The following is a 13,734-nucleotide window of genomic DNA, read 5'->3' on the forward strand; positions in this document are numbered from 1 at the left end:
ACGGTTGCCGACGGACCGTTAGGGCCGAATCAAGAAACAAAATCCAAGGAGAGAGACATGGATGTTCAGCTGCTGATCGATAACCGGCAGGTCGATGCCGATGACGGTAAAATCTTTGAGCGGCGTAATCCAGTTAGTGGCGAAACCGTCACTCGCGCTGCTGCCGCCAGTGTTGCCGACGCGAATCGCGCTGCAGCATCGGCTGGCGAAGCCTTTAAGAGCTGGTCGCAAACCGGGCCGACAGAACGCCGGAAAATCCTCAACGCCGCGGCAGACAATCTGGAGGCCAAGATCGGTGAAATCTCAGCTGCCATGGCTGCCGAGGTTGGTGCTTCAGGCCTGTGGGGTGGATTCAATGTTATGGCCGCTGCTGGATTGATCCGTGAAGCTGCCTCGCTGACTACACAGATTCAGGGTGAGACCATTCCGACTGACAAGCCAGGCACATTGTCGATGACATTGCGGCAACCTGTTGGCGCGATCTTGAGCATCGTTCCGTGGAATGGCCCGATCATCTTAGCCTGCCGAGCAATTGCTTATCCGATTGCATGCGGCAACACTGTCGTCTTCCGCGCATCCGAAATGAGCCCGAAGACACATGCGCTAGTCGCCGACGCATTTATCGAGGCTGGCCTGCCTGAGGGCGTGCTCAACTATGTTGTGAATGCACCCGAGGACGCCGCTGAGATTATTGAAGCATTGATTTCGCATCCCGCGATCCGCCGCGTGAACTTCACAGGTTCAACCCGTGTTGGCCGGATCATTGCCGAAACAGCCGGACGCAATCTAAAGCGCTGCTTGCTCGAATTGGGCGGCAAGGCACCTTTTGTGGTCCTCGATGATGCCGATATCGACGGCGCGGTGAATGCCGCCATCTTCGGTTCGTTCCTGTATCAAGGCCAGATTTGTATGTCGACGGAACGGTTCGTGGTCGACGAGGCCGTCGCAGACGAATTCGTCTCCAAATTCGTCGCCCGCGCAGCCGCATTGCCCGCTGGTGATCCGTGCACCAACCCAGGCTGCGTGATCGGTCCAATGATCGATGGCAAGTCCGGCCCGCGCATCAATGCCATGCTTGACGATGCTACCGCCAAAGGTGCGAAAATTGTTGTTGGTGGCCACGCTGACGGCGTCATGATGCCGGCAACCATTGTCGATCATGTCAAACCAGGCATGACTATTTATGACGACGAAACCTTTGGTCCTGTCACCACCATCGTGCGCGTAAAAGGAATGGATGAAGCTATCAAGGTCGCCAACGATACCGAATATGGTCTAGCCGCCGCTGTATTTGGACGCGACTCCCACCGGGCGTTTAACGTTGCACGCCAGATCGATGCAGGCCATGTCCACGTCAACGGCGCGACGGTAGCAAACGAACCTCAGGCTCCATATGGCGGCATGAAGAATAGCGGTTATGGCCGTTTCGACGGCCGTGCGGTTATTGACGAATTCACCGAGTTGAAATGGGTAACGATCGAACCCAGCGATCAGGGTTATCCGGTCTAGGCTAAGGCGATTCCCATGGATGATGCAGCTGGGCTTGTCTTCACCGCTATTCAGGAGGCCTATCTTAGTCTCCTGTATAGCCTGCCTCTTGTTTTAGCGGGTATCCTCCTGACTGGTTCAACGTTCTATTTGTTGTTCGTGAGAAAGCATCTGGAGACCCGATCATTCCGAACATGGATCACCTACCTTTTTCCCAAATCGAACTACACAAGCGCATCGGCTCGTATTGACATCAAAATCTGGTTGTTAAACGGCTTAATATTTATTCCCCTGTTCGAAATAAGCGTTGTGCTGACAGGTATTATTCTCGGTGTCAGCTTCCTGGATATTCTGCGAGAAACTCTCGGTTCCGGACCAGACGTCAGGCTTGGCCTTGTCGCAATCGTCAGCATTCAGTTTTTGGGATTCTGGTTTGGGCTGGGTATCGGCCAGTACAGCGGCCATCTTGCCATGCACAAGGTTCCGGCCCTTTGGGCCTTACATAGGGCGCATCATTCTGCGGAATCGGCCAATCTTTTTACTTTCCTCCGAAGCCATCCCTTGGAGCATTTCATCAACGGCGCAACCCGCGTAGTCGGAACCGCTGCAGGTATTGCATTAGGCCTCTATCTGACATCATCAAATTTGCTGCCCGAGACGGCAGCAACCATTTTCTGGTATAACGTCGCTTATGTCTTGATTGGATTTCGCTCGGTCGATCACTTGCACATCCCGGTATCTTACGGCCGATTTCTAGATGTACTGGTCGGCTCTCCTATAATGCATCAGGTGCATCATAGCGCCGAAATTAAGCACCGAGATGTTAATATGGCGGGTGCGGGTTACCTTTTCGATTGGTTGTTCGGAACGCTTTACATTCCCCAGAAAGGGGAGACGTGGCGATGGGGATTAAACGACGACGAACTTGGTCCAAACAATCCTCACAATTCCCTAAGCGGCTTTTTTTTCGAGCCTATGCAAGCAATGCTACGCGGAGGTCGACCTGTTGCCGTGCCGCCACCGTACCGAAAACAAAGATAGTGACATACTTCGATGTCATGGGCTATCTGGTATGGGTGCAAATGGTTTTAGTGCTAAACATGCCGCCTCTATCGTGCGAATCCGCGTTGCGCTTAAATCCACTCCGAACCGCCGTGCATTTGCCAGCTGGGGTATGAGGCAGATGTCTGCGAGTGAGGGTGTGGCTCCGAAACTAAACGGCCCAACTTCCGCCGGAATCAGCTTTTCATAGGCCGCCAGTCCTTCCTCTATGGTGGTGCGGGCCCAGATGTCTACCACGTCGTCACCTTGCCCCAATGCTCGTAACCGGTTCAGGATTTTGAGGTTCTGAACTGGATGCACATCGCAGGCGATAGCATAAGCAGCTGCCCGGACTTTAGCACGCGCGAAAACGCTGTTGGGAAGCAAAGCAGGCGTGGGGTGCAGCTCGTCGAGATATTCGCAGATGGCTAACGATTGTGTGAGAACTGCACCGTTTATCTCCAGCGCAGGTACCAACCCTTGCGGGTTAAGCGCAAGAAAAGCTGGAGCCAGCTGTTCTTTATTGCGCAAGCTGTAGGACAAATATTCGAAAGTTAGTCCTTTTAGCGCCAGTGCGATTTTAACTCTATAAGTTGCGCTCGAGCGAAAGAAGCCATGGAGCTTTGCTTGCTCAGTCATTGGCGAGAGGACCCACCAAAATCTCTGTCGAACTCAAACCCGCAATGGCCACAACCATTTTATCCCCAGGCACAACTGCACCCACGCCGGCAGGAGTGCCGGTGTAGATCAAGTCGCCAGGTTCGAGGCGATAAAGCGCGGAGATGAAGACAATGACATCTTCTACCGGCCAGATTAGATCGGCGATATCAGACGACTGCTTCGTTTCACCATTCACTGTTAATGTTATCGCGCCGCTTGCCAGATGGCCGACCTCAGCTGCCGGATGAATCAGGCCCAAGGGGCAAGACTGTTCGACATTCTTGCCAGTATCCCATGGCCGACCTTTGTCGCGCGCGATGAGTTGTAAGTCGCGGCGGGTCATGTCCAAGCCGGTAGCATAGCCATAAATGTGGTCGTTAGCGGCTTCACGGGCGATATTTCGACCGCCTTTACCTATGGCAACGACGAGCTCGGCCTCGAAGTGGAAATTCTGTGTGCCTTGCGGATAAGCAATCGTTGATCCTGAGGGCACGACCGTTTCGGCCCATTTGGTGAAGAAAAATGGCGGCTCGCGGTCTGGGTCAAACCCCATCTCCCGGGTATGCTCCGAATAATTGCGCCCCACGCAGAAAATGCGGCGCACTGGAAAATCATCACCGCTGCTGGTTTTTGCGAGCACAGGCATCTGGGGTTCAAATAGGAGCGTCACGCGCAATATTCCTTATAAAGATTGAGTTTTTGTTGGGTGGCTTTGTCGGACATCGCGAAGAGCATCAGGTCTTTTGAAGCCGAAAGGCGGACTTCATTCCAAGACGGTACGACAAATACATCTCGTTCCGACAGCTGGTGTTCAGCGCCATTGATCAAAGCAGTGCCTTCTCCTTCGACAACAACGAACACGGTGCCATCGGTTGAGCGGCGAGGTGCTGTTTCAAAGCCTGCTGGTATAAGCCTAACATGTGCCGAAATTGTTGGCATAACCGGACCACCATCCGAGGGATTAATGAATTCAAGCGCATGGCCAAGATGTGGGTCGATTTCAGAATGGGCAGCCATTTCAGTCAGGCTTTTGCGCCATTTCTCGAAGGGATAGTGGAATAAAGGCTGATGAGATGGACGACGATCAGCCTTAGACCCTTTTAGAGGGCGCAGATTTGCACCATAACGATTCAACGTATCACCCGCAGGCGCAGTTTCGGGATGCAACTTCTCCGGCAAGCGCTCTGCAAAGGAGGCATCGAATAGACGCACCGTGGGGATATCGAGGCCATCCAGCCAAATCATCGGCCCGTCTGTTGGGTTGCCATGATCATGCCATTGCATGTTAGGCGTCAACACTAGATCAAACGGCCGCATCACTGCCTTCTCGCCATCCACCGTTGTATGAGCGCCGTTGCCCTCCAATACAAAACGTAGCGCGCACTGCGTGTGGCGGTGGCATGGGGCAATCTCGCCAGGCAGAATAAGTTGTAAACCGGCATAGAGGCTGGGGATAATCGCAGATTGGCCTTTAAGTCCGGGATTCTCGAGGATCAGTACGCGTCGCTCGGCCTGTTCTGCGGAAATTAAATCGCCTGCGCGCATCAGATATTCGCGCATGTTAGCGTAGGACCATTTGTGAACGACAGCCGGGCTGCTCGGTTCGTTCAAAACTAGAGCGTGCAGCACTTCCCATAAAGGAGTGAGCCCCTCGGGTTCCATTTGGTCGTATAGCTCCTGAAGCAAAGCTTGCTGTTCGTTGCTTTGGAGCGCTGACATGTCGGGATCCTCATTAGACACGCGATGAAGGGCGTCGCTTTTATGCGTCGTTGTTTCCTACTGCTACCGTAGTATATTCCATAATGTCAAACTGATTGTATAATCTGAAACTAATAAATCGGCGGATGACCGCCTACGGCCAGACTAATTTCTTCGCAGACTGCACGCAATTTTGGAGCTGTTTTTTTGCTGGTTTGCTCGCCGCGTCCAGCCGCTTCGACCAGTGTAGCTGCCAATATGGCATGACCCTGTAAATCAAATATCGGATAGGCTTTCGCATTCAGGCCCGGGATTAACGTCCCTCCAACCTCCGCCTTTCCGTCACGTCGGATTTTTTCCTTCAATTTTTTTACCGCGTCTCCGCTCATCGATTGCGATTGTGCAACCTCGGCTGCGATCAATGCCTCCAGCTCCCTTTCAGGGCGATAAGCGAGAAATATCTGGCCGGTCGCAGAATGCAGCACCGACAGCAGCGAACCAAGGCCAAGCGATGTTACAATTGGTGGGCGTCCGACATGCCATCGCACAATGATAGGGCCGGCTGGTCCCAAAGCCGCAAGCAAAACAGTAGCGCCTGTTTCATTTGAGAACGCAGCAAGTTTCTCATCCGCAATTCGGAACACATCGATGCGTGACAGCGCGCTTAAGCCAAGGCGCAGGGCGGCAGGGCCTAAGTCATAATCGCCATTCGCATCCTGCTTGACCATCTCTGCTTCGGTTAAGCTGGCAAGGTAGCGATGTGTCTGCGAGGGCGACAAACCGCATCCTTTGACAATAGCGGCAAGCGGACGTGCCCCACCCAACGTAGCCAGTGTATCGAGCACGCGCATGCCAATCTCCACTGATTGTATCCCGGCGCGTTTCTTGACTTTTGTCCCCGGCATGTTGGCTAACCCCCGCTTTTTTGCAAATTTGAATTGGACTTTTAGAACCTTTTGTTCGGCGTAATCCACAGTATAGCTTCGCCACATAGGGGAATAAGGTTCAACTAAAAAATCATATCGGCGTATGATTTAACAAGTGTCCCTAAACCACGCATAAACGATAATATGCAACGGATGTTAGGCGGTTAAGGGGAGATATGCCTTTAAGCGTTCTAGTTCGTCATGCCTGAACTGATGCGATCTAAGATCAATCGCCATACTCAGGTGAGACAAAATTCTTCAGCGAAATTGGAAGAATCTGTTCCTCTGCGCGTCGCAAATATGTTTCTTTCCTACTTATTCTAAACAGTCGAATTTGAACGCCGAGCTTATCGAACCGCCATCACTTCGCACCAATCGGTAGTGGCCATTATCTTTTAGAACCGGGTCGTGGCCTTCCACACCATGGAAGAAACCATCGGGCCATAACAGATCGATTTGTCCTGGCCGCATGCGTCCTGCCAAGAGGAAAAGCCACCAACGAACAATTGACTCTTCGGCGAGTGCGGAAGGTTCGTGAGCGTCAGACCATTGCCAACGGTCTAAATTGACGAGCCTGCGACAGACCTCATATGCTTTGGTTGGATCGCCAATGGTACTGTCCAATACGTGCGGTCTCAGTAAAGGTCGCTTACCTGTCGGGCCCCAATCTTGGGGTGAAGTGTGGGCAGTTGGCATGCCATTCGTGCGCAATAGTTCATCCGCCTCTTCTAGATTTGCCACGGACGGAAACAATCCTCCGGTGTAGCGAGGCAACAAACTGCTCTTACCCTCGACCTGCAAAAGCATGTACGGTCCAGCCGGCACTTCAAATTTTGCCCAATTCATTGGGTCGCCTTCATAGAGATTATGAGACCGCTGCTCTAAAAACGCGACACGTTTATCTAAGCGAGCAAAAATTGGGTCTGATTTCCCAGCTACATTTATAGTAATCGCTTCGTCAAATTGTGATGCAAACCCGGCATAGGCAGCGCGGGCATTCTCAACGCCATTAATGCGTCCATGCCCATCTGCTCGTTGTGCTGGCTCGCTAATTTCCAAGAGGGAAAGGCCGTTATTGTCAAATGCTGGAGCCAAATGGCTAGGTTGCGCTGGATCGGGATTACCAGCAATTTCATTGTCTACTTCACCTAAATCTTGCGGGATAGGCTGATCGTCTGCAACGGGAGCGACTTCGTCTATTTTGTCCTCGGCTTCAATCTCTTCAGCGGTCATGCGATCCTCGAGAACCTGGTTCATCAGCGAGAAGCTCCCCTTTGGATTGTCCATTTTTGCCCGAAGTTCGGGAATCGGGCCAGCATAGCGCTCAAGTATTTCCATGATCTCTTGAACAACTTTTCGCCTTACGCTGCGGTTACTTGATGCATCAAAACCCGCGGATTCCAGTGTACGTGCGATATCAAGTGACCAGCCAGGCACGGCACCGAAGAGCCTTTCTTCCTCGCTCCGCGCCCTGCTCAATCGGCCCAACAACATCGCTCGATCGCTGCGGTACTCCGCAATCAGATTATCGATATTCCAGATCAATTCACGGCCGATCTGCGCTCGATCATAGGGACCAGTATCGCTTTCCCCAGGCTTTTTTGCTTCTTTGGTACACTCGATTTTCTCTTGATGAGCAAGCTGCTCGGACCGCTTAGCTACGAGCCGCGCGATGATTTCATCGCACAGCATGACCATGCGCGTAAGCTTTTCGCTGTCATTAAGTGCGGCCCGAAAACGTGCGCTATGAATTGTAACGGTGGGCAGATCATGACTCTTTAGCAATCCAGATGCGACAACTTTCGGTACTGAAGGTCGGCGCTTATCCAGCCAAGTTTCCATGCGTCTAATGCGTTCTGCAGGTATCGATCCCAGCAACGCATACGTCGGATCAGGGCGCATTTGCCGCAGTACAGTGAAGTCGTTCAGCGTCTTTTCCGGATCAAAACCCAGCGACTCTAAGAACAATATTCGCTCCCTCATCAGCGAAACACGCTCACTAGGATGCTTCTTTTTGAGCGCTTCTACGTCGCGAATCCTACTTTTATCTAGGCCTTCGACATCACGATCTTCGGAATTTGGCGAGCGCATCTCCGTAGGTAACGCTCCATCTTTGAAAGAGTCCTCGCTGCCAGTTTTATGGCTATTTATACCCGAGAAGAGCTCCTCATTTTGTTCATCTTTATCCATTTTACTCGAGCCTTTTCTTGCTAGAGCCACAACGGCAGTTGACTGCCATTGAGCGTAACGCATGGTTAGAATGCCCCAAGAAACACCTATTTTGTCCAACCTGAAGTCGATCGCCGAGCCGGCGATGCTCTAGATCGGACAAAGAAAGGCTTTCAAAACGCGTAACCAACCGCCGCCAATAAGGTCTTATAGGATCAACCTCTGCCGCTAAGAAGCATCCGACCCATTTATCTGCTTCACCATGCTCATTTGTTGTTACGCGTGATAAGACGCCGCCAAAGTAACATGTTCTGGAGTATTGCAAAACGTCATCAAAACTCCGTCAGATTAGCCGTACAGGATCAAATGAGGATGTAACGCGTCGCAATGTTCCGCCAAAATTACTCAGCAAAGATAAGTTGTACAGAAGTAACGCGCGGTAAATCTCCGCAGGATCTAACCCACTGAACCAAAAGGTAGAATAAGCCGATTTTTTAGGCGCAAGACCGCTAAAGTGATGCACTGACGTCCATACACCTTAGCCGCGCCCTTTCGCTCACGCTCCAGGGTGTAGCCTCCGGCGGTTTTCTGCTTCGCTTGTGTTTGGATCGCCGTCCTGAGGGACGCCTCGGAGACGCTGACGCAGTCAGCCAATAGAGCGATATATTTTGCCCTCACGCCTGTGCGCGGGAGATAGGTCGATCCTATACCCCATAATATGGAACAGCGTTTTAAAGAAAATCTGGAATTGGCGCGCCGGGCGCAGCGGTTGCTAGGCATAAAAATGGATGCCTATTTGAACGGACCAAATCTAGATAATACAGGGAAGGGGATTGAGCTACAGCCCAAGCCATTGAAGGGCGGCGGTACAGAGCCATCGCTTGTGAGTAATGAAAGCGCGTCCACGACCGGCAATGACGATCGCGACCAGGTAGCTGCTCGCGCAGCAATGCGCGGCATCGACACCAGCAAAACGGTGAACCTGAATTTGCCGGGCGGCGATAGCCATATCACGGGCAAAGTGGGCGGAAAGAGCAAGGACACTGTAGTCAAAGATTGGAAGGATCCCGGCAGCGACCCAATGCTTCAAAAAGGTACCGCGATTACCAAGCTTACCCACCTTGCTGTTCCAATTACCCGGCCCATTCGAGCCGAGACAGTTGATGGCGTGACAAGCTTTCACTTCAATCATGAAGCAATAGCCAAAACCAAGATCGAGCGTGTGTCAGCCACCAGCCGTAAAACGCGTCCGGGTTCAGCCAAAGATCATGCCGCATACATCGAGCGTGATGCAGCGGTGGCGCGTTCCATGGGTGCCAGTGCAGTCGATAACGATGGGCTCGAAAAGTCAGAGACCGAGCCTGAAAATATTGCGGCCGAAAAGAGCGGAGGCCTTAATCCTGATGGCGACGAACAAACTCTCGCTGAAGATGCAGCCGAGCTTGGCGAGGCAGCGGTCGGCGGTGTTTATATCGAGCGTGAGGAAGCCATCGTCCATGAGGCCGACGGCGCTCCAGTTCTCTTCACCAACATCGATGCTGATCCTGCCGAGCGTCGCAAGTTCTGGGAGCTTGTTGAGGTACATGAAAGGGAACCCGGCGAAGACTACATGCGAATTCGCAAGGGAACCAATTTGGATTTTTGGTTCGCGGTCTTTTCCGATCCCGACTGTCCAAAATTTGACATCAAACCAACCAAGAAGGGAGACTCAAATAACGAGGTCCGTATTCAGACGGAGAGTAATGACAGTATGCGAGCGCTTATGCGTCGGCATGGATGGACACCGCCAAAGCGCCGCAAGGTAGAAGGGCTAACTCAGGATGAGCAGGCAGCGGTTGATTTTCAACAAGACAAGGCCGATGGTTTCGTCTTTGAAGATGCACGTGGCGGCCGTATCCAGTGCCGGATAATTGGAGAGCTGCCCCACGAGGTTAGTCACGAAGCGCGCGTACGGATCCTTCGTGGTTTCGCTCAGGAGTTCGAACGCCGTGATATTCCCTATGTCGGGGTCATGCATGCACCAGACCACACTAACAACGACAAGAACTGGCATTTCCATCTGATATATCATGATCGGCCGGCTGCGCGATTTGTCAACGACCCTTCGCATCCGGTAAATGCGCACCTTGCGCCTAACCCCAAGGGCGCTGCTCAAACAGAAAACATGAAGGCCGAGGCGCGAGCTATTCTGGGCACGAGTGAATTCGACAATTTTGAAGGTCAATGGAATTTCAGCATTCCTTACACGCGTAAGTCGGCATCGAGGAATGTTCGTACTCGATACCCCTTTGCTCAGCCAAAGCTTCGGGAGTGTTCAGGCAAGGACTTTATCCCAAAGCTACGACAGGTGCTCGCTGACATAACCAACGAGGAATTGGAGGTGGCCGGACAACGTCGACGTGTCGATCCACGCAAGTACTTAGACTTCGGAATAGATCGTCCAACTGACAAACATCTTGGCACCCAAGCGGCTCAGCTCGAGATATCCGGTATCAATACTGAAATTGGTCGACAGAACGAGCTGAACCAATGGGTCTATCAAATGACCCAGATCCAACGCTACCAAGTAATCGAATTAACAAAGCTTCGCGAAGATATCGAAAGGACGCGGCGGTTCAACCAAGATGCCATCGGTGACGATCCACGCTCTGAACTAATCGAGCACCACATCAACCGCTATGAGCAGCTTCGCCAAGCCGCAATCGAGCATGCGGTTATTGCACATACGATGCAGGAAAACATTGACCGAGCTGCATCGCGTGCGAACAAGGTCAAGCTGATGTGCGAAAAGCACCTGAAAGCCATTGCAGATAACAAGGCTTCCAAACAACATATAAGGCACAAAAGTGACTACGAAGCTAAACTCAATGAAGCTTTCATCCATCTCGCAGGACTCAAGATACTGTTTGCTGACGAGGCGCTGCAGATTGTGCGTTCGACAGAGCAGGCCAAGCTCCTTCAGGCTGAAGCCGAGGAGTTGCGCTCGGAGAATGACAAACTCGTCAAGCAAGTTCAGGCTGATCGCAGTATTGGAAAATTGCAGGCAGCCCTTGTGGAGTCGTCAACAAAACGCATACAGCCAATGGACGTCGATCACGAGATCGGTACTAGTGATGATGACGCTCGCGCACTTACCAAAGAACAGATCGATGCCTTCATCGACACCGTGCTCAAGGAAAACATCCGTCTGGTCATCCGTGATCGCAAGTACATACCTGCGGTTGAAGATCCGCGGTTCGCGGCCATCGTAACAGCGCCCAACTTCGCAAGCTTTCAGGCACGTCTTAAAGGCATACATGACAATCAAACCGACGCTATAAACAAATTACTCAAGGTGCTCGACGACAAGCCCGAAGTCCTCCAGAGCATCGTTGGTCCAGATGGCATTGCTATCGTGACGCTCAAGATCAACGATAAGCAACTCCAGGCAGCCCTCCAGAGCTATCAATATGACAAAGCAGTATCCCGGGCCATCGACAAGGCTATCGCGTTCCAGAAGCCTTCGGAGGGTCTTGCAGAGGCTGTCTCGAAGGTCCCATCATCCATCGTCACGCCAAAACCAGTGCCGGCACAACCGACAGTCCCGCCACCAGCGCAACCTCCGGTTGCTCCACCCCAGCCTTATCCATATCAGGAACTGGTCCGCCGTGCTCTGTTCGAACGCAGTTTGTCGGGCGTGCGCTGGGCAGAGAACAACGGCAAAAAGTCACTTGTGCTCACCAACGCCAGCGCCGAACGGTTCAACGTTCCAACCAACATCGAGATTGCACCGGAGGTCGTGCCGTTCATCGAGAAGACTATTGATGCGGCTGATCGTGAAGAGCAACGCCTTCGCAAATATATCGAACGTATGCCGACTGGAAGAATCGAGGTATCGCCCTTGCGCATCATACTTCCAGGATTTGCCGACAAGGAATTGCTCGATATCGCCGAGAAGCACTCCAAAGATCCTGAACGTCGCGCACTGTACAAAGCGATGCCAAAGATTGCGAATTCATCAGAACGGCCCTCCCTTGAATTTTACAAAGATTTTGCGGCATCGAAAGAGGGCAAGGCTGCAGCTAAAGCCGCTGCCGAGCGAACCACGATCGAGCGCACTTCTGGTCCTGTACGCAAGAGAGCAGACGACAACAAACCTGATCCACGCTTTGCCGACGTCAACCTTGACATTATCCGGGACCGCGGACGAAAGCTCCAAATCGGTATGCACCCAATGTTCGACAAGTATCTGCTTGCAGACGCGAGTGGAGACGATGTGGCCCGGCGTCTGGTGGCCGAGGAGATCGTTAAAGACCGCGAAGCTGCAAGCGTTGCCAAAAGGCTTACCCGTGAGGACCAAGCACGGATCAAGGATGACTCACAGTATAATCACATCACCAGAGTCAATAATATAAAACGACAGAATAGCTGGGGTCCGGACTTTTCACATCAGTTGGAACGCGGCCTCAGTCCTAAGGCAGACTGAAAAAATCGCTTGGTTTCAGAGTGCTATTTCGTATCGCGAGCATATTAGCCGCTATTCGACGCGCAATGGCAAGGAACGCTAACATAGCGGACGTACCAGAGACATTTCAGACCTATCCAAAATTGCCATTTGTTCATCTCGCAAGTTCACACCGCGGCCCATCGCGATCCATTGCAACAACCTCGATCCGATGTTTCCGGATGCAGCTGAACTTGCCCGTAGTGCAGTGACTGCGGGGGTACTGACACATTTACGGCGCTGGCCGGACTTCACGTTATGGAACGTTATGATATTCCCTTTGCCCGCCGTTCGATCGCCGAGATAGCTGTCTTTATTGCGCGTCAGTGAATGCCGATGTGAAAGTTGGGTTGACCGGCGAAATCCGCTAACGTTACTATGCGGTCGAAAAATGCTATTTTCTGCAACGAACGTAGATTCCCGCCCTCAGGCAAATTATGGTTTCTCCCTCCGCCTGAGTGATTGGCGCGGCTTCTGGCGCAGTATAAACAGGAGCCTGTTGAGTGGTACGTGCAATCTCCCGGAAGTAATCTCCCGTTTGTCTCAACTGATCCGCCAACTCCCGCGCTTGCTGCGCTTGGTATGCTCTTTGGTAGGCGAGTTGCTCTTCACTCGGTCCCGCGGGAGTGTTTTGAAAAGCACGCAATTGATCATCATCAAGCGCATCACGAAAGTGCCCGTTAGGCTCACCGTCCTTATCGAGGCACGTAATTCGAGTTGGAGACGCAATCTCATACCATCTGCAATTACTGTCCCCGGCCAAATAGTAACGACCTTCGATAAAATTTGCAGCTGGGCCATTAGCATTCACACTCGCCGCAAAGCCCAAAGTTACGAAAATCGCGCAGATCTTTCTCATAAGTTTTCCAAATTTCAGCAGTTCACAAGAGATACTCGACCCCATTATCAGCAGGAAAGGTCAATGTAACGCATTATTTTTATTGTATAAAAAATATAGAATTGCCGATCGTTTGCATTGGAATATCTCAATGACGAAAAGTCTAACTAATAGGTAATCGCCTTAATCGGCCAACCTAACCTACTCATCAATAATGCAGACGGTAGTTAGCAGGTCATGTGCCTGCACTCCGGCGGCTCAATTTCTAGCGGGAACGCCATTTCATTCGCCTACCGTTTAAGTCATATGGGAAGCTTACTTCATTACCGTCCGATCTATATGGCAGTAGCTTTTTTTGCCGTAACTAGTCGCTATCGTCAGAAAATATTTTCCTGTTAGGGGGTAGGTGGAAGGCAGTTCCCTTTGGGTTT

General features: G+C 51.9%; 9 protein-coding genes. 3 read left to right on the forward strand and 6 right to left on the reverse strand.

Annotated features, from left to right (window positions below):
• Nucleotides 1-57 precede the first annotated feature (57 nt).
• Both EUU25_RS00855 and EUU25_RS00860 read left to right on the forward strand, forming a co-directional pair.
• Nucleotides 58-1,509 carry an aldehyde dehydrogenase gene (locus EUU25_RS00855; RefSeq protein ID WP_158897592.1) on the forward strand — a complete coding sequence of 484 codons (1,452 nt, stop codon included), beginning with the start codon at nucleotides 58-60 and terminating at the stop codon, nucleotides 1,507-1,509.
• Between the two features lie 15 nt (nucleotides 1,510-1,524).
• Nucleotides 1,525-2,529 (forward strand): sterol desaturase family protein, encoded by a 1,005-nt coding sequence (locus EUU25_RS00860; RefSeq protein WP_158897593.1) that lies wholly within the window; start codon nucleotides 1,525-1,527, stop codon nucleotides 2,527-2,529.
• Nucleotides 2,530-2,544: 15 nt separating this feature from the next.
• Here the strand turns inward: EUU25_RS00860 and maiA are convergent, their stop codons facing one another.
• From maiA to EUU25_RS00885, 5 genes are all read right to left on the reverse strand, one after another.
• Nucleotides 2,545-3,168, reverse strand: a complete 624-nt coding sequence (maiA, locus tag EUU25_RS00865) for a maleylacetoacetate isomerase (protein ID WP_158897594.1) — start codon at nucleotides 3,166-3,168, stop codon at nucleotides 2,545-2,547.
• Nucleotides 3,161-3,859, reverse strand: a complete 699-nt coding sequence (locus EUU25_RS00870) for a fumarylacetoacetate hydrolase family protein (protein WP_158897595.1) — start codon at nucleotides 3,857-3,859, stop codon at nucleotides 3,161-3,163. The genes maiA and EUU25_RS00870 overlap by 8 nt, the downstream gene beginning before the upstream one ends.
• A complete protein-coding gene (gene gtdA, locus EUU25_RS00875; RefSeq protein ID WP_158897596.1) occupies nucleotides 3,856-4,908 on the reverse strand; it encodes a gentisate 1,2-dioxygenase in 1,053 nt (350 codons plus the stop codon). Before gtdA ends, EUU25_RS00870 begins: the two co-directional genes overlap by 4 nt.
• 110 nt (nucleotides 4,909-5,018) lie before the next feature.
• Nucleotides 5,019-5,879: an IclR family transcriptional regulator gene (locus tag EUU25_RS00880; protein ID WP_343032374.1), complete on the reverse strand. Its 861-nt coding sequence runs from the start codon at nucleotides 5,877-5,879 to the stop codon at nucleotides 5,019-5,021.
• A 249-nt stretch (nucleotides 5,880-6,128) separates the two neighbouring features.
• Nucleotides 6,129-8,003, reverse strand: a complete 1,875-nt coding sequence (locus EUU25_RS00885) for a hypothetical protein (protein WP_158897598.1) — start codon at nucleotides 8,001-8,003, stop codon at nucleotides 6,129-6,131.
• Nucleotides 8,004-8,700: 697 nt separating this feature from the next.
• On the opposite strand from EUU25_RS00885, the gene EUU25_RS00890 reads away from it, so the two are divergent.
• A complete protein-coding gene (locus EUU25_RS00890) occupies nucleotides 8,701-12,447 on the forward strand; it encodes a MobA/MobL family protein (protein WP_158897599.1) in 3,747 nt (1,248 codons plus the stop codon).
• A 412-nt stretch (nucleotides 12,448-12,859) separates the two neighbouring features.
• Here EUU25_RS00890 and EUU25_RS00895 read toward each other — a convergent pair whose 3' ends face one another.
• Nucleotides 12,860-13,324 (reverse strand): hypothetical protein, encoded by a 465-nt coding sequence (locus tag EUU25_RS00895; protein WP_158897600.1) that lies wholly within the window; start codon nucleotides 13,322-13,324, stop codon nucleotides 12,860-12,862.
• Nucleotides 13,325-13,734 lie beyond the last annotated feature (410 nt).

The sequence above is a fragment of the Sphingorhabdus lacus genome, assembly GCF_009768975.1.
GTDB lineage: Bacteria > Pseudomonadota > Alphaproteobacteria > Sphingomonadales > Sphingomonadaceae > Sphingorhabdus_B > Sphingorhabdus_B lacus.